At 74.8% G+C, this 14,138-nt stretch carries 16 protein-coding genes; 3 read left to right on the top strand and 13 right to left on the bottom strand.

The window, feature by feature from the left end; all coding sequences use genetic code 11:
• Positions 1–2 precede the first annotated feature (2 nt).
• The 7 genes from IEW03_RS19660 to IEW03_RS19630 all read right to left on the bottom strand — a co-directional run bounded on the left by IEW03_RS19660 (position 3) and on the right by IEW03_RS19630 (position 6,451).
• Entirely contained in the window at positions 3–590 is a 588-nt protein-coding gene (locus tag IEW03_RS19660; protein ID WP_188525412.1) for a hypothetical protein, read from the bottom strand.
• Positions 587–1,798, bottom strand: coding sequence for a glycosyltransferase family 4 protein (locus IEW03_RS19655; RefSeq protein ID WP_188525449.1), 1,212 nt, complete (start codon positions 1,796–1,798; stop codon positions 587–589). Before IEW03_RS19655 ends, IEW03_RS19660 begins: the two co-directional genes overlap by 4 nt.
• A 47-nt stretch (positions 1,799–1,845) precedes the next feature.
• Positions 1,846–2,832 (bottom strand): phosphatidylinositol mannoside acyltransferase, encoded by a 987-nt coding sequence (locus IEW03_RS19650; RefSeq protein WP_188525411.1) that lies wholly within the window; start codon positions 2,830–2,832, stop codon positions 1,846–1,848.
• A complete protein-coding gene (gene pgsA, locus IEW03_RS19645) occupies positions 2,832–3,509 on the bottom strand; it encodes a phosphatidylinositol phosphate synthase (protein ID WP_188525410.1) in 678 nt (225 codons plus the stop codon). Before pgsA ends, IEW03_RS19650 begins: the two co-directional genes overlap by 1 nt.
• Positions 3,509–4,075, bottom strand: a complete 567-nt coding sequence (locus IEW03_RS19640; RefSeq protein ID WP_188525409.1) for an HIT family protein — start codon at positions 4,073–4,075, stop codon at positions 3,509–3,511. The genes pgsA and IEW03_RS19640 overlap by 1 nt, the downstream gene beginning before the upstream one ends.
• 2 nt (positions 4,076–4,077) lie before the next feature.
• Positions 4,078–6,096 (bottom strand): threonine--tRNA ligase, encoded by a 2,019-nt coding sequence (gene thrS / locus IEW03_RS19635; RefSeq protein ID WP_188525448.1) that lies wholly within the window; start codon positions 6,094–6,096, stop codon positions 4,078–4,080.
• A gap of 178 nt (positions 6,097–6,274) precedes the next feature.
• On the bottom strand, positions 6,275–6,451 hold the full coding sequence (locus IEW03_RS19630) for a hypothetical protein (RefSeq protein ID WP_188525408.1): 177 nt from the start codon (positions 6,449–6,451) through the stop codon (positions 6,275–6,277).
• A gap of 233 nt (positions 6,452–6,684) precedes the next feature.
• On the opposite strand from IEW03_RS19630, the gene IEW03_RS19625 reads away from it, so the two are divergent.
• From IEW03_RS19625 to IEW03_RS20630, 3 genes are all read left to right on the top strand, one after another.
• A complete protein-coding gene (locus IEW03_RS19625) occupies positions 6,685–7,179 on the top strand; it encodes an aromatic ring-opening dioxygenase LigA (RefSeq protein ID WP_188525407.1) in 495 nt (164 codons plus the stop codon).
• 87 nt (positions 7,180–7,266) lie between these two features.
• The gene (locus tag IEW03_RS19620) at positions 7,267–8,082 is read left to right on the top strand and encodes a uracil-DNA glycosylase (protein ID WP_371870643.1); all 816 of its coding nucleotides are present in this window, start codon (positions 7,267–7,269) and stop codon (positions 8,080–8,082) included.
• A gap of 71 nt (positions 8,083–8,153) precedes the next feature.
• Positions 8,154–9,266, top strand: coding sequence for a DinB family protein (locus tag IEW03_RS20630; protein ID WP_308808278.1), 1,113 nt, complete (start codon positions 8,154–8,156; stop codon positions 9,264–9,266).
• Here the strand turns inward: IEW03_RS20630 and IEW03_RS19605 are convergent.
• From IEW03_RS19605 to IEW03_RS19580, 6 genes are all read right to left on the bottom strand, one after another.
• Entirely contained in the window at positions 9,253–10,560 is a 1,308-nt protein-coding gene (locus tag IEW03_RS19605; RefSeq protein WP_188525406.1) for a chloride channel protein, read from the bottom strand. The two genes, IEW03_RS20630 and IEW03_RS19605, sit on opposite strands and share 14 nt — an antisense overlap.
• The gene (locus tag IEW03_RS19600; protein WP_229738455.1) at positions 10,557–11,762 is read right to left on the bottom strand and encodes a cation:proton antiporter; all 1,206 of its coding nucleotides are present in this window, start codon (positions 11,760–11,762) and stop codon (positions 10,557–10,559) included. The genes IEW03_RS19605 and IEW03_RS19600 overlap by 4 nt, the downstream gene beginning before the upstream one ends.
• Positions 11,763–11,817: 55 nt before the next feature.
• A complete protein-coding gene (locus IEW03_RS19595) occupies positions 11,818–12,141 on the bottom strand; it encodes an SHOCT domain-containing protein (RefSeq protein WP_229738454.1) in 324 nt (107 codons plus the stop codon).
• 46 nt (positions 12,142–12,187) lie between these two features.
• Positions 12,188–12,634 carry a DUF6325 family protein gene (locus IEW03_RS19590; RefSeq protein WP_188525405.1) on the bottom strand — a complete coding sequence of 149 codons (447 nt, stop codon included), beginning with the start codon at positions 12,632–12,634 and terminating at the stop codon, positions 12,188–12,190.
• Between the two features lie 25 nt (positions 12,635–12,659).
• On the bottom strand, positions 12,660–13,076 hold the full coding sequence (locus IEW03_RS19585; RefSeq protein ID WP_188525404.1) for a DUF7144 family membrane protein: 417 nt from the start codon (positions 13,074–13,076) through the stop codon (positions 12,660–12,662).
• A gap of 188 nt (positions 13,077–13,264) precedes the next feature.
• Positions 13,265–14,137, bottom strand: coding sequence for a PaaX family transcriptional regulator (locus IEW03_RS19580; protein ID WP_188525403.1), 873 nt, complete (start codon positions 14,135–14,137; stop codon positions 13,265–13,267).
• Position 14,138: the final 1 nt, after the last annotated feature.

The raw sequence follows: 14,138 nt of genomic DNA, 5'->3' as shown, positions 1-14,138 counted from the left end.
GGTCACGACCGGCCGAGACCGGCCGGCATCTGGTCGTCCAGCTCGACGGTCTGGGGCACGGCCGCCCGGCCGGACAGGTGCAGCAGCCGCACGTACCACGTGCGCCGCGCCCGCTGTGCCTGGGCGACCGCCTCGTTGTGGAACCGACGGGCGAGCTGCGCCCGGTACCACGCGGCGGCGAGCGCCCCGACGAGCGTCTCGCCGTCGGTGCCGGCGCGCAGCTCGCGGATCGCGTCGTCGTCGCCCAGCGCGGAACGCAGCGTCGCCGACAGCCCGCTCTCCGCGCGCTCGCGCGCCGCCCCGAGTCCGCCCAGCCCGAGCTCGCCACCGGGCGGCGGCGGGCCTGCGGGGTCCTCCACGACGGCGAAGCCCGCGTCGGCGACGAGCACGGCCCCGGCCGGGTCGAGCAGCCCCGACGACGCGAGGTCGATCGCGGCGCCGGCCCGGCGCGCAAGCTGCGCCTGCAGCGCCAGCCGCGACGCGACGACCTTGCGGTGCAGGCGGTCCAGGCGGGACGCCGAGATCCAGGCGAGCCACACCACGACCGCCGCCACGACGATCACGACGAGCGCGATCTCCGACCAGCTCATGCGCCCTCACCCCCTGCCGTGCGGCGCACCCGCCGCCATCCGGCCCGCTCGTCGCGTGCCACGGCGGCGAGCGCCTCCTCGCTGCCCAGCGCGTCGCCCGCGGCGACCGCCATCTCGTACACGGCGAGCACCTGCTCGGTGACGGCCGTCCAGTCGAACTGCTGCACGAACGCGCTCGCACGATCGCGGCGCACGGCGGTGCCGGCCGGGTCGTCGAGGGCCTCGATCAGGGCCCGCGCCAGGTCGTCGGGCTCGCCGGTGCGGAACAGCCGCCCCGCCGCGCCGTCGTCGAGCACCCGCCGGAACGCACCGAGGTCGCTCGCGACGACGCCGGCGCCGGCGCTCATCGCCTCGACCAGGACGATGCCGAAGCTCTCGCCGCCCGTCTGCGGCGCGACGTACAGGTCCGCGGACGCGAGCAGGGACGCCTTCTCCTCGTCGCTGACGCCACCGAGGAACTCGAAGGACGCGGCACGGGGCCCCAGCGCCTCGACGGCGGCGTCGCGGCCGGCGTCACCCCGGCCCGCCACGAGGAACCGCGCGCCGGGAGCGTGCGCGAGCACCCGGGGCGCGGCGGCCGCGAGCACCTCGAGCCCCTTGCGCGGCTCGTCCAGCCGGCCGAGGAAGGCGATCGTCGGGGCGTCGGGCGTGCCGCGCCACCGCTCGGCGGGCGCGGCCGCCGTGAACGCGTCGACGTAGACCCCGTTGGGGATGACCACGGCGTCCCCGCCCAGGTGCTCCACCAGGGTGCGGCGCGCGTCCTCCGACACGGCGATGCGCGCCGCGATCTTCTCCAGCGACTGGCGCAGCAGCGGGTAGGCCACCTGCAGCGCGCGCGAGCGCTCCTGGGACGTGTGGAACGTGGCCACCACCGGCACCTCGGCGACCCACAGCGCCAGCATCGCGAGGCTGGGCACCATCGGCTCGTGCAGGTGCAGCACGTCGAAGTCGCCCGCCTCGATCCAGCGGCGCACGCGGGACGCGGCCCGCGGGCCGAACGACAGGCGCGCGACGGAGCCGTTGTAGCGCACGGCGACCGCGCGGCCGGCGGAGGTGACGACCTCCGGGACCGGGGTGCCTTCGTCGGCCGGCGCGAGCACCGAGACCTCGTGGCCCTGGCGCTGCAGCTCCTGGGCCAGGTCGCGCACGTGGAACTGCACGCCGCCGGGGGCGTCGAACGAGTAGGGGCAGACGATGCCCACGCGCAGCGGGCGGACGCCCACCGCGGGCGACGGCATCGTCTCGACGGGACCGGTCATCGGGCTCGGGCCTCTCTCGCGTCGGCGGCCTGCGTGCGGGCGTAGCGCTCCTGGTCGAGGTCGTCGACGAAGACCCGCTGCAGCATGTGCCAGTCCTGGGTGCTCTCCACCAGGGTGCGCCCGACGGCGTCGACCCAGCCCTGCGTCATGAGCGCCGCCTGCGCCCGGCGGTCGGGCTTGCCGGCGGCCGTGGTCACGTCCGGCACGGGGACCTCGGGGTAGAACCGCAGCACGATGCCCCACGCCGTGCCCGCGACCCGCCTCCGCTCGCCCGTCAGGCGCTCGTACGTGATCCCGACCGGCACGAGCGGCACCTTCGCGGTGAGCGCCAGGGTCGCGGGGCCGGCGGCGACCCGCGCCCGGTGCCCGCACAGGTCGACCTCGATCCCGCGGGCGGTGAGGTCCCGGTCGGCCAGCAGCGGGATGATGACGCCTCCCGCCGCCCCGCCCCGCACCAGGCTGCGGAAGACGTCCGCGTCGCCCAGCGGCAGCGCCTCGATCCCGAGCGAGCGGCGGAAGGCGACGAACTCCTGGAACAGCTCTTCCGGCTTCAGCCGCTCCGCGACGGTGAGCACCGGGGCGATGTGCGCGCTCGCGTACGCGCCGGCGAGGTCCCAGTTGCCGAGGTGCGCGAGCGCGAGGGACACCCCGCGCCCGGCGTCGACGTGCGGCTGCAGGTTCTCGAGGCCTTCGACGCGCACGCGAGCGGTGACCTGCTCGGGCGTCGCGCCCTGGAGCGTGAACGCCTCCCGGAAGTACCGCATGTACGACCGCATGCCCGCACGGGTGAGGCGGCGCAGCGCCGGGCCGTCGAGGTCGGGGCGCACGCGGGCGTAGTTCGCCTCCAGGCGCCGCACCCCCTGGGTGCGGCAGCACCAGGTGACGTCGGCGACGAGCGTGAAGGCGGCCCGCAGGACGGGCTCCGGGACCTTCGGCGCGTGCCGCCACGCGAAGGTGTAGAGCTTGGCGACGTCGAGGTGCATCAGGCCTCCGGCTCCTGGTCGGGCGCGCGGTCGGTCGCGGCGTCGGTCGCAGCACCGGTCGCAGAGCCGGCCGTGAGCTGCCGGCGCACCGTGGCGACCCGCTGCACGATGGTGACGGCGCTCGCGGCGGCGAGCAGGGTCAGCACCACCACGGCCACGAGCACCGGCACGCCGAGCGGGACGAAGGTGATGCCCGCCAGCGCGAGGAACAGCCGGTCGGCGCGCTCCGCGATCCCGACCGCGGCCGTCGCGCCCACGCTCTCGGCGCGGGCACGGGCGTAGGGCACGACGGACCCGAGCACCAGGCAGGCCAGCGCGGCAACGGCGCCCCAGGTCGCGTACGGCTCGTCGGGGTGCAGCACGAACCACAGGGTGATCCCGACGAACACGGCGCCGTCGGAGACGCGGTCGAGCGTCGAGTCGAGGAACGCCCCCCACGGACCCGTACGCCCCGACATGCGGGCCATGACCCCGTCGAGGGAGTCCGTCAGCACGAAGACGCCGATGAGGAGGCCACCGAGCAGGAGGTGGCCCGTGGGAAGAAGGGTGAGGGCGAGGGCGCTGACGATCACGGTGCCCGCGATCGTCACGGCGTCCGGGGACACGCCCCACCGCAGAAGCAGCGTCGCCAGGGGCTTCCAGAACCCCTGCATCGCACCGCGCAGGCGGGAGAACATCAGGCATCGCCCCCGTCCACGCCGTCCCACGCGGCGGCGACCCGCGCCCGGGTCTCCGCGAGCAGCTCCGGGAGCGCCTTCGTCTGGCCCACGACCGGCAGGAAGTTCGCGTCGCCGAGCCACCGGGGCACCACGTGCTGGTGCAGGTGCGCCGCGATGCCGGCCCCCGCCACCTCGCCCTGGTTCATGCCGAGGTTGAACCCTGCCGGGGCGAAGGCGGCCCGCAGGGCGCGCACCGCCGTCTGCGTCATGGTGGCGAGCTCCGCCGTCTCGGTGGGCGTCAGGTCCACGTAGTCCGACACGTGCCGGTACGGCAGCACCATGAGGTGCCCGGAGTTGTACGGGTACAGGTTGAGCACGGCGTAGCACTCGCGCCCGCGCGCGACGACGAGACCGGTCTCGTCGTCGCGCGTCGGGATGCGGCAGAACGGGCACTGGGCGACGGAGCCGTCGGCCGGCTTGTCCTGCCCCCCGATGTACACCATGCGGTGCGGCGTCCAGAGCCGCTGCATGGAGTCCTCGGGCGGCCCGAAGGCGCCCGCGGGCTCGGTGTCGTGCTCGCCCATGCTCAGACCTGGACGCGGTCGCGGACGGCGGCGACGATGCGCTCGATCGCGTCGGCGACCGGCACCCCGTTCTCCTGGCTGCCGTCGCGGAAGCGGAACGACACCGCGCCGGCCTCCGCGTCCTCCCCGCCCGCGATGAGCACGAACGGCACCTTCTCCTTGGCGGCGTTGCGGATCTTCTTGCCGAACCGGTCGTCCGACCGGTCGATCTCGGCGCGGATGCCCTGGGCCTTGAGCTGGGCGACGACGTCGGAGAGGTAGTCGTCGAACGCGTCGGCCACGGGCACGGCCAGCACCTGGACCGGAGCCAGCCAGGCCGGGAACGCGCCCGCGTAGTGCTCCACGAGGATGCCGAAGAACCGCTCGATCGAGCCGAACAGGGCGCGGTGAATCATGACCGGACGCTGCCGCGAGCCGTCGGACGCCGTGTACTCGAGCTCGAACAGCTCCGGCTCGAAGAAGTCGAGCTGGATGGTCGAGAGCTGCCACGTGCGCCCGATGGCGTCCTTGGCCTGCACCGAGATCTTCGGGCCGTAGAACGCCGCACCGCCCGGGTCGGCGACCAGCTCGAGGCCGGACGCCGTCGCGACCTGGCGCAGCACCTCCGTGGCCTCGTCCCACGTCGCGTCGTCGCCCACGGACTTCTCGGGGTCGCGCGTGGACAGCTCGAGGTAGAAGTCGTTCAGGCCGTAGTCGCGCAGCAGCTCGAGCACGAACGTCAGGAGCGAGGTCAGCTCGGTCTGCATCTGCTCGCGCGTGCAGTAGATGTGCGCGTCGTCCTGGGTGAAGCCGCGGGCGCGCGTCAGGCCGTGCACCACGCCGGACTTCTCGTAGCGGTAGACGGTGCCGAACTCGAACAGCCGCAGCGGCAGCTCCCGGTACGACCGGCCCCGCGAGGAGAAGACGAGGTTGTGCATCGGGCAGTTCATCGGCTTCAGGTAGTAGTCCTGGCCGGGCTTGCGCACGTTGCCCTCGTCGTCGAGCTCGGCGTCGAGATGCATGGGCGGGTACATCCCGTCCGCGTACCAGTCGAGGTGCCGCGAGGTCTCGAAGAGCTTCGCCTTGGTGATGTGCGGGGTGGACACGAACGAGTACCCGGACTCGATGTGCCGGCGTCGCGAGTAGTCCTCCATCTCCATGCGCACCATGGCGCCCTTGGGGTGGAAGACCGGCAGGCCCGAGCCGATCTCGTCCGGGAACGAGAAGAGGTCGAGCTCGCTGCCGAGGCGGCGGTGGTCGCGCCGCTCCGCCTCGGCGAGACGCTCGAGGTAGGCCTTGAGCTCGTCCTTGCTGGGCCAGGCGGTGCCGTAGACGCGCTGCAGCTGCGGGTTCTTCTCGCTGCCGCGCCAGTAGGCCGCGGCGGTGCGCATCAGCTGCACGCCGTTGCCGATCAGCTTCGTGCTGGGCAGGTGGGGGCCGCGGCACAGGTCCTTCCACACCACGGTCTCGCTCTCGCGACCGGCGCCGCGCACGTTGTCGTAGATCGTCAGCTCGCCGGCGCCCACCTCGACGGAGACGCCCGCGTCGTCGCCCTCGGCCGGCGCCGCGCCGCCCTTGAGGCCGATGAGCTCGAGCTTGTACGGCTCGTCGGCCAGCTCGGCCCGCGCCTCGTCCTCGGTCACGACGCGGCGGCGGAAGGTCTGACCCTCCTTGATGATGCGTGCCATCGCCTTGTCGAGAGCCTTCAGGTCCTCGGGCGTGAACGGGGTCTCCACGTCGAAGTCGTAGTAGAAGCCGTCCGTGACCGGCGGGCCGATGCCGAGCCTCGCCTTCGGGTTCACCTGCTGCACCGCCTGGGCGAGCACGTGCGCGGCGCTGTGCCGCAGCACGGCGAGGCCGTCGGGCGAGCCGATCGTGACCGGCTCGACGACGGTGCCGGCCGCCAGCGGGGTGGACAGGTCCTTGAGCTCGCCGTCGACGCGCACGACGACGACGTCGCGGCGGTCGGCGAAGAGCTCGGTGCCCGTCGTCGGCGTCTGCACCGTCACCGCGTCCTGCTGGTGGTCGGGGTTCGGTGGCATCGGCGAGGCGACGTCGGACACGTGCAGCTCCTTGTGAGTCGGTGTGACCGCTGCGAACGTGCTCGCAGGCGGTCGAGCGGGCGGCCGCCGAGGCAGAGCCGGGGACGGCCGTGGGGCGTCACCACCGGTGACGCCCCACGATCGTACTCACCCGTGCGGCCCGCGCACGGAGCACGCGTCAGTCGTTGCGCTTCTTGGCCTCGTCGGCGGCCTTGTCGACGTAGCCGTCGACCTTGTCCGGCGCGACCTTCTTCACCTGCTCCGCGGCCTTCTCGATGTTCTCGTCGGTCGCCAGGTCCTTGGCCTTGTCCTTGGCCTTGTCGAACAGCCCGCCCAGTCCGGAGCGCTCGCTCATGGTCCTCCCCCTTCGACGTGCGGCGGCCGGACAGCCGTCGCCCTCCTCGCCACGGTAGCCAGGCGGACCCTGCCCCGCGACCTCCGCCCCCACGGCCCGCTCGGATGCATGTGAAGGACTTCACATGCATCCACCCTGCGCCCGGGCGAGGTGTGGTCTTACCATAGAGGCGAGCGCCGGACCGGCGCACCACCCGCCGCGGGACCCGCGGCCCCGCACCCCCGGAGGGGACCATGACCACCACCCGCACCGCAGGCGGCACCTCTCGCCTGGCCCGCACCGTCGGCATCCTCGCCATCGTCGCCGGCCTCGTCATGATCGGCGCCGGTGCCGCCACCTGGGCCACCGTCAGCTCCCAGCTGTCCGCCCAGGAGATCACGGTCTCCGAGGACGCCGCGTTCCTCGCCGGCGACACCGTCGACGGCCCCTTCTCGGCGTACGCGCAGGCGCAGGTCATCGACAAGCACGCGCTCGAGGCGACCGGCGGGCAGACCTACGCCCAGCTGGAGCAGGACGACCCGCTGCGCGACACGGCGATGAACGCCTCGTTCCTGCGGGCCTCGCTCTTCACGTCCGTCGTGGCCTACGGCGTCAGCGCCCTGGTGATGGGCCTCGGCGTCCTCGTCGGTCTCATGGGCGCCTCGCTCCGCAGCCTCGGTGCCGCGACCCCCGCCGTCGCCACGCCCCGGCCGGCGACCACGCGCACGCACCTGACGACCGCCGCCTGACCGCCCGCAGCAGCAGGCGTCCCCGCGACCCCCTCGGCCCGCCCCTTCAGGGAGCGGGCCGACGCACGTCCCGGCGAGGATGGGTCCGTGCCTCCCACCCCGTCCGTGCCGTCCGGCGGCGCCGGCCGCTCCGTCCCCGCCGACCCCGCCGACCCTGCGTCGCCCCGGTACCCCGAGGCCGCGCGCACGGCCGGGAGCCTGGCCGCGCTCGACGACCACCTCGTCGACTGCCGCGCCTGCCCGCGCCTCGTCGCGTGGCGGGAGGAGGTCGCCGCGACCCGCCGCGCCGCGTTCCGCGACCAGACCTACTGGGGCCGGCCGGTGCCCGGCTTCGGCGACCCGCAGGCGGCGGTGGTCGTCGTCGGGCTCGCGCCGGCGGCGCACGGCGCCAACCGCACCGGGCGGATGTTCACCGGCGACCGCAGCGGGGACTTCCTGTTCGCCGCGATGCACCGCACCGGGTTCGCCAACCAGGCCACGTCCACCGCGGCCGACGACGGCCTGGAGCTGCGCGGCATCCGCGTCACGGCACCCGTGCGGTGCGCCCCGCCCGCCAACAAGCCCACGCCCGCCGAACGCCGGCGCTGTGCCCCCTACCTGGCCCGGGAGCTCGAGCTCGTGGGCGACGGGGTGCGCGTGGCCGTCGCCCTCGGCGCCATCGGCTGGCAGGCGCTGCTGACGACGCTCGACGAGCAGGGGTGGGAGGTGCCGCGACCCCGGCCGCGCTTCGCGCATGGCACCGAGGTGACCCTGCGCCGGGCACGGTCCGAGGACCCCGGCCCCGGCACCCTGACCGTGCTCGGCTGCTTCCACGTCTCGCAGCAGAACACCTTCACCGGCCGACTCACCCCGCGGATGCTCGACGACGTCCTGGAGCGGGCGCGCGAGCTGGCGCACGGCTGACGACGTCGCTCCGGGGGCGGCGCCGAGAAATCAGGCCCGCGCCGTCCCGCCCACCCGCTAGGGTCACCCGGGTGACCGTGACCATCCTCACCGGCCCGTCGGGCGCCGGAAAGACCACCGTGGCCGCCCTGCTCACGGCGGACGCCGCCCGACCGACCGTGAACCTCACGAGCGACACGTTCTACCGGTCGATCGCCACCGGCTTCGTGCCGCCGTACCTGTCCGGCTCGCAGCAGCAGAACGACACGGTCGCCGCGGCGCTCGTCGGCGCCGTCGGCGCTTACGTCCGCGGCGGCTACGACGTCGTCCTGGACGGCGTCGTCGGCCCGTGGTTCCTCCCGCCGTTCCGCGCCGCCGCCGCGCGGGAGGGCTGGGACCTCGCGTACGTCGTCCTGCGACCCGGCCTCGAGGTCGCCCTCGCCCGGGCCACCGACCGCTCCGACGCCGAGCTGCGCGACCCGGCCGCCGTCCGCAGCGTCCACGCGTCGTTCGCCGACCTGGGCGAGCTGGAGGCGCACGCGCGAGACACGGGCGACGAGGAGCCGGCGGCCACCGCGGCGGCCGTCCGCGCCGCGCTCGACCGCGGCGAGCTGCGAGTGCCCGTGCGGGCGACCGTCGAGGAGGAGGGCGCCACAACCGTGGAACCGCCGGCCTCCACCCGGGTCGACCCACCGCTGCGGGTGGACGAGGCCACCACGCTGCGGGCCTACCTCGACTACCACCGCGACACCCTGCGCTGGAAGACCGCAGGCCTGTCCGCCGAGCAGCTGCGCACGCCCCACCCCCCGAGCACGCTCACGCTCGGCGGCCTGCTCAAGCACCTCGCGCTCGTCGAGTCCGACTGGTTCGCGGCGGTGCTCGACGGCGGGACGGTGATGGCCCCCTTCGACACCGCCGACTGGGACGCGGACCGCGACTGGGAGTTCACCACGGCCGCCGACGACTCCCCCGAGGACCTCAGGGCGTTGTTCGAGGCCGCCGTCGCCGACGCCGACCGCCGCATCGACGCCGCGCTGGCCTCCGACGACGGGCTGGAAAGCCTCAGCCGGCGCGAGTCGAGCCGCCACGGCGAGGGGGCCTTCAGCCTGCGGTGGATCCTCGTGCACATGATCGAGGAGTACGCCCGCCACAACGGCCACGCCGACCTGCTGCGCGAGGCGGTGGACGGCGTCACCGGGGAGTGACCTCGGCCGCCTCCCGGCGCGGACGCAGCACGTGGTGCTCGGTGACGTACCCCACCACCACGGCGAGCAGCACGACCGGCGCCATCGCGGGCGCCGACGCCCCGAGCAGCATCACCACCAGCACGGCCGACGACACCGGGAACGGCAGCGTCGCCGCGGTCGCCGCCGCCATGCCGGCGGCGAGCGCGGGGACCACGCCGAACCCCGGCAGTCCCGCGACCAGCACGCCCGCCGCCGCCCCGAGGAGCACCGCCGGGAAGATCGGGCCGCCGCGCAGCGTGCCGAGCGACACCCCGTACGCGACCCCCTTGAGCACCAGCAGCGCGACCAGCGCACCGGCCCCCCACGCCGCGGGGTCGGCCGCCAGCGGGGCGAGCAGGTCCTGCCCGGACAGCGCCACCTCCATCGGCGAACGCCCCGTCACCAGCGCGTAGGCGGACGCGCAGACGCCCACCACGAGCGCCCCGGTGACGGCGGCCGCGAACGGCCGTGCGGCCGCGCGCCGCGCGACGGCGGCGCCCAGCCGGTGCACGAGCCGGACGCCGACGGCGACCACCACCGCCACCGGCACCGTCCACAGCACGTCGGCCAGGTCGGGCCGCACGGGCCCGTCGACGTCCGGCAGGGCGAGCGACGCGATCTCAAGACCGGTCCAGCTCCCCATCCCGGTGAAGACGAGCGCGCCGATGCCGGAGGCAAGCAGGCACGGCAGCACCACCCGGGTCAGCTTCGCGCCGGACAGGCCCGAGAGGCCCGCCGCCTCGATGACGAAGACGGCGCCCACCAGCGGGTTGCCGAAGATGGCCGACAGCGCGGCCGCCGACCCCGCCACGGCGAGGACCTGGCGGCCCGGGTCGCCGAGGCTCGCGTCCCACGGCCGCACCAGGACCACGGCGAGCGCCGCGCCGACGGCGAGCAGGGGCGCCTCGGGGCCGAGGACGACGCCGAGGGGCAGCCCCGCGACCGCGGCCAGCAGGATGCCCGGGACGAACGACGCGGGCACGACACCCATGCTCAGGCCGTCCACCGGGACGTGCCCGCCGTGGCCCGGCAGGAACCGGACCGCGACCCCGACCCCGACGCCCGCGAGCAGCAGCCACGGCAGCGGCCACCACCACGGCACGCCGGGCAGGCCCCAGGCGCCGGGCAGCACCTCCCACACGAGGTGCGTCAGCTCGTGCAGCACCACCAGGAACAGGAAGGCCGCGACCGACACCGGGACCCCCAGCGCCGCGGACAGCGCCAGGAGCCGCGTGAACCCGCGCGGCGGTGCCGCCGCCTCGACCTGGGTCATCGCCGGGCCTCCTCGCTCGTCTCGTCGTGCTGCGGCCCCGGCCGGGCCCGCAGCTGTTCGGCCACCACCGGGAAGACCAGCACGGACGCGATCGCCGCCAGCACGACGGCCGCGGCGTTGGCCTCGGGCAGCAGGCCCGCCGTCGTCCCGACGGTCGTGATGACCACGACCAGCGGCAGCGCCGTCGCCGACATCATGCCCAGGGCCAGCGCGTCGGTCCGGCCCAGGGCCCGGCGGTGGAACAGGTAGGTCGGCAGGCACCTCACCGCGAGGAAGAGCGCGACGATGATCGGCACCGAGACCAGGACGGCCGGGTCCGCCATCAGGGACCGGACGTCGAGCGTCACGCCGCTCATGACGAAGAAGACCGGGATGAGGAAGCCGAACCCGATGCCCTCCAGCCGCGACTCCACCACGCGGGACTCCAGCGGGTCGCTGGAGGACAGGAACAGGTGCACGAGGATGCCTGCGGTGAACGCCCCGAGCACGGGATCGAGGCCGAGCGCCAGCGCGAGCGCGAACATCCCCACCACCACCAGCACGCACAGCCGCACCGCCACCTGCGAGCTGGTGCCGAGCGTGGCGGTCACGACGCGCCCGAGCCGGGGGTGGCGCGGCTTGCGCGCCAGCACCGCCCCCGTGACGGCGAGGCCGGCGAAGACGAGCAGCACGACCAGCGTCTGCGCGGGGCGCTGGCCGGACAGGACGAACGCGATCGCGAGGATCGGGCCGAACTCGCCCACGGTGCCGACGGCGAGCACCCGGTCGCCGAACGGGGTGCCGGCGGCGCCGCCGTCGCGCACGATCGGCAGGATGACGCCCAGCGCCGTCGTCGTGAGCGCGAGCCCGACGACGAGCCCGGCCTGCGGTCCGGCGAGGAGCAGCCCGACGGCCAGGCCGAGCACGAGGGAGACCACCCAGCTCGCCGCCGCGGTGCGCAGCGGGCCCCCGCGGATCCGCGCGAACTCGATCTCATAGCCCGCGAGGAACATGAGGAACGCCAGCCCGAGGTCGGACAGCGCCTCGATCACGGGCGTCTCGTGCACGAGGCCGAGGATCGCGGGCCCGACGAGGATGCCGAGGAGGATCTCCACCACCACCGAGGGGATCCGCACGACCCGCTCGAGCCGGTCCACCACGAACGGGGCGACGACGGCGGCCGCGGCGACCACCGTCAGCATCGTCACGGTCTCGAGGTCCACACCCCGCCCCTTTCCCGGGCTCCGTCACCACCCCGGACACCGTCCGAGCAGGGTGTCAACCCAGGAGCTTGGCCTTCGCTGCCGCGAACTCCGCGTCGGACAGCACGCCCGCGGCCCGCAGGTCGCCGAGCTGCTTCAGCTGTGCGATGAGGTCGTCCGGACCCGGCCCGTCGGTCACCTGCGCGGGCGCGGGCGGCGGCGCGGGCGCGGGCGGCGGCGGCTGGTACTGCTGCGCCTGCTGCGCCTGCTGCGCCTGCTGCGCCTGCTGCGCGTTGTACTGGTCGGCGGCGTAGCGCTGCTCGTCGCGGGCCATGGCACGCCGGTTCATCGCCCGGCTGGTGGCGTTCGCCGTCCCGGTGATCACGGCAGTGCGGGCCATGGTCCCGATCAGGCCGGGGCGACCCATCCGTCGCATCGGTGGCATCTCAGTCCTCCTTCTGGATCTCTTCGGCGAGCGCGTCGATCGCCTCGGCCGGTACCCGGGTCCAGTCGAGCACCTGCCCGCCGGCCCCGCGCACGGCCCTGCTGAGTCCTCGCGCCCAGGTGTGCTCGAAGACGATCATCCCGACGGCCGACCCCGGGGCCAGCTCCTCCGCGACGGCGTCGACGTCGTCCGCGGCGAGCAGGCCGGCGGGCTCGCCCACGATGCGGGCCAGCTCGTCGTCACCCCCCTCGGTCGCCTCGAGCCATTGGACGGTGCCGTCGTCGGACTTGCGGATGAGGAGCGCGTCGAGCACGTCGACCGTGCCCGCGTCGACGAGCCGGGCCAGCTCGGCGACGATCTCCCCCTTGAACTCGGCCCTCGGGAACTCGATGAGCACGAGCTCCACGGGTGCGCCGGACGTCGGTCCGGGCGGAGTGCTGGATTCCATGTGCTGCCTCTCTCTCGGACGATGGTCAGGCTGTGGGGTCGTCGGCGGAGGTGCGCAGGATCGCCCAGATCACGAACACGTCGAGCGCGATCACCAGCACCGCCCACACCGGGTAGTACGGCAGGAAGAGGAAGTTCGACAGCGCGCTCAGCCCGGCCAGCCCCACCGCGATCCCGGCCGCCACCGGGCTCCCGCCGAGGAGGAAGAAGCCGGTGAGCAGGAGGAACACGCCCAGGGCCAGGTGGATCCAGCCCCAGGCGGTGAGGTCGAGCGCGAACGCGTACGACGAGGTCCGCACGAAGAAGTCGTCGTTGACGAGGGCCGCCAGCCCTTCGAACCCCTGGAAGAGACCGACCATGATGAGGAGGGACGCCCCGAGCGCGGTCCCGCCCACGGCCCACGCCGACGGGTGGGTACGTCGCGTGCTGGTCGTGCCGGTCATGCGGTCACCTTCCCACTCGACGGTCGCGCGCGCCCGCCGTGGCGCCAGGTCCGTGCCGTCAGGTCACGGCCCGGCGAAACAGCAGGTCATCGCCACGATGATCCGGTCGACGGCGCAAGGCCGCAACCGGGAGCGGGCGCCGGTCACCCACGCGCCCGGGCGCCGACGGGTCAGCGGCCGACGACGGGTCAGCGGCCGACGACGGAGCGCACGTAGGCGGTGGCCGGCTCCTCGAGCGCGGCGCGCAGCCGGTCGAACGTCGCGACGCTCACCGGGCCCGGCCAGTCGTGGGGCAGAGCGCTCGCCGGGAGGCCGGGGTCCACGGCCGGGATGACGCGCCAGTCGTCGAGGGCCCGGGTCCAGCGCGCGAACGCCCCGCTCCCGGGCCCGCGCGGCGCGGCGTCGCCGCCACCGTCGCCGTGCCGGGCCAGGAAGCCGCGGTGCAGCGCCGCGAGCCGGTCGAGGTCCCACCACCGCGCGGCGGCGTCGGCGAACGTGCCCGCCGGGCGCGGCGTCGACGTGACGAAGAGGGTGGCGGCGTCGCGCAGGCCGAGCCCGTCCAAGACCTCCTCCACCTCCCCGGCCAGGTGCGCCGGGCAGATCCACAGGCCCGTGGCCACGTGCCCGCACCCGAGCCCCGCCAGGTGCCGGCGCAGCTGGTGACGTGCGTCGCGACGCGCCTCGGGGACGGTGTACGACACGAGGCACCAGGGGTCGTCCTCCCCCTGGGGCCGGTAGGTGAAGATGCGCCGGTCACCGCGCTCGAGCATCCGGGCGGCGCCCGCCGCCAGCCGGTAGCCGGGCCGCCCGCCTACCACCCCGGCGTCGAGCAGGCCGCGGGACTTGACCCGCGAGACGGCGCTGCGGGCGCTCGAGCCGCCGACGCCGACCTCGCCGAGCAGCGCGACGAGGTCGGCCGCGGCGATCGACCCCCCGACCTGCCGCAGGTACGCGCCCACGACCGTCCGCACCAACGAGGTCGTGCTGCCGGGCCGGGCGTCGACGTCGTCGAGGACCGCGGGCCGGGCGTCAGGGCGGGTAGCGGTGCGGGCGGCCGTCACG

It is taken from the genome of Isoptericola cucumis (assembly GCF_014635665.1).
Classification (GTDB): Bacteria; Actinomycetota; Actinomycetes; order Actinomycetales; family Cellulomonadaceae; genus Isoptericola; species Isoptericola cucumis.
The sequence above is the reverse complement of the archived record's forward strand: the minus strand, read 5'-3'. Positions and strand labels throughout refer to the sequence as shown.

Coding starts and splice junctions, on each gene's coding strand:
- IEW03_RS19660 (WP_188525412.1), bottom strand. CDS start 590: ATGAGCTGGTCGGAGATCGCGCTCGTCGTGATCGTCGTGGCGGCGGTC.
- IEW03_RS19650 (WP_188525411.1), bottom strand. CDS start 2,832: ATGCACCTCGACGTCGCCAAGCTCTACACCTTCGCGTGGCGGCACGCG.
- pgsA (WP_188525410.1), bottom strand. CDS start 3,509: ATGTTCTCCCGCCTGCGCGGTGCGATGCAGGGGTTCTGGAAGCCCCTG.
- IEW03_RS19640 (WP_188525409.1), bottom strand. CDS start 4,075: ATGGGCGAGCACGACACCGAGCCCGCGGGCGCCTTCGGGCCGCCCGAG.
- thrS (WP_188525448.1), bottom strand. CDS start 6,096: ATGCCACCGAACCCCGACCACCAGCAGGACGCGGTGACGGTGCAGACG.
- IEW03_RS19630 (WP_188525408.1), bottom strand. CDS start 6,451: ATGAGCGAGCGCTCCGGACTGGGCGGGCTGTTCGACAAGGCCAAGGAC.
- IEW03_RS19625 (WP_188525407.1), top strand. CDS start 6,685: ATGACCACCACCCGCACCGCAGGCGGCACCTCTCGCCTGGCCCGCACC.
- IEW03_RS19605 (WP_188525406.1), bottom strand. CDS start 10,560: ATGACCCAGGTCGAGGCGGCGGCACCGCCGCGCGGGTTCACGCGGCTC.
- IEW03_RS19595 (WP_229738454.1), bottom strand. CDS start 12,141: ATGGCCCGCACTGCCGTGATCACCGGGACGGCGAACGCCACCAGCCGG.
- IEW03_RS19590 (WP_188525405.1), bottom strand. CDS start 12,634: ATGGAATCCAGCACTCCGCCCGGACCGACGTCCGGCGCACCCGTGGAG.
- IEW03_RS19585 (WP_188525404.1), bottom strand. CDS start 13,076: ATGACCGGCACGACCAGCACGCGACGTACCCACCCGTCGGCGTGGGCC.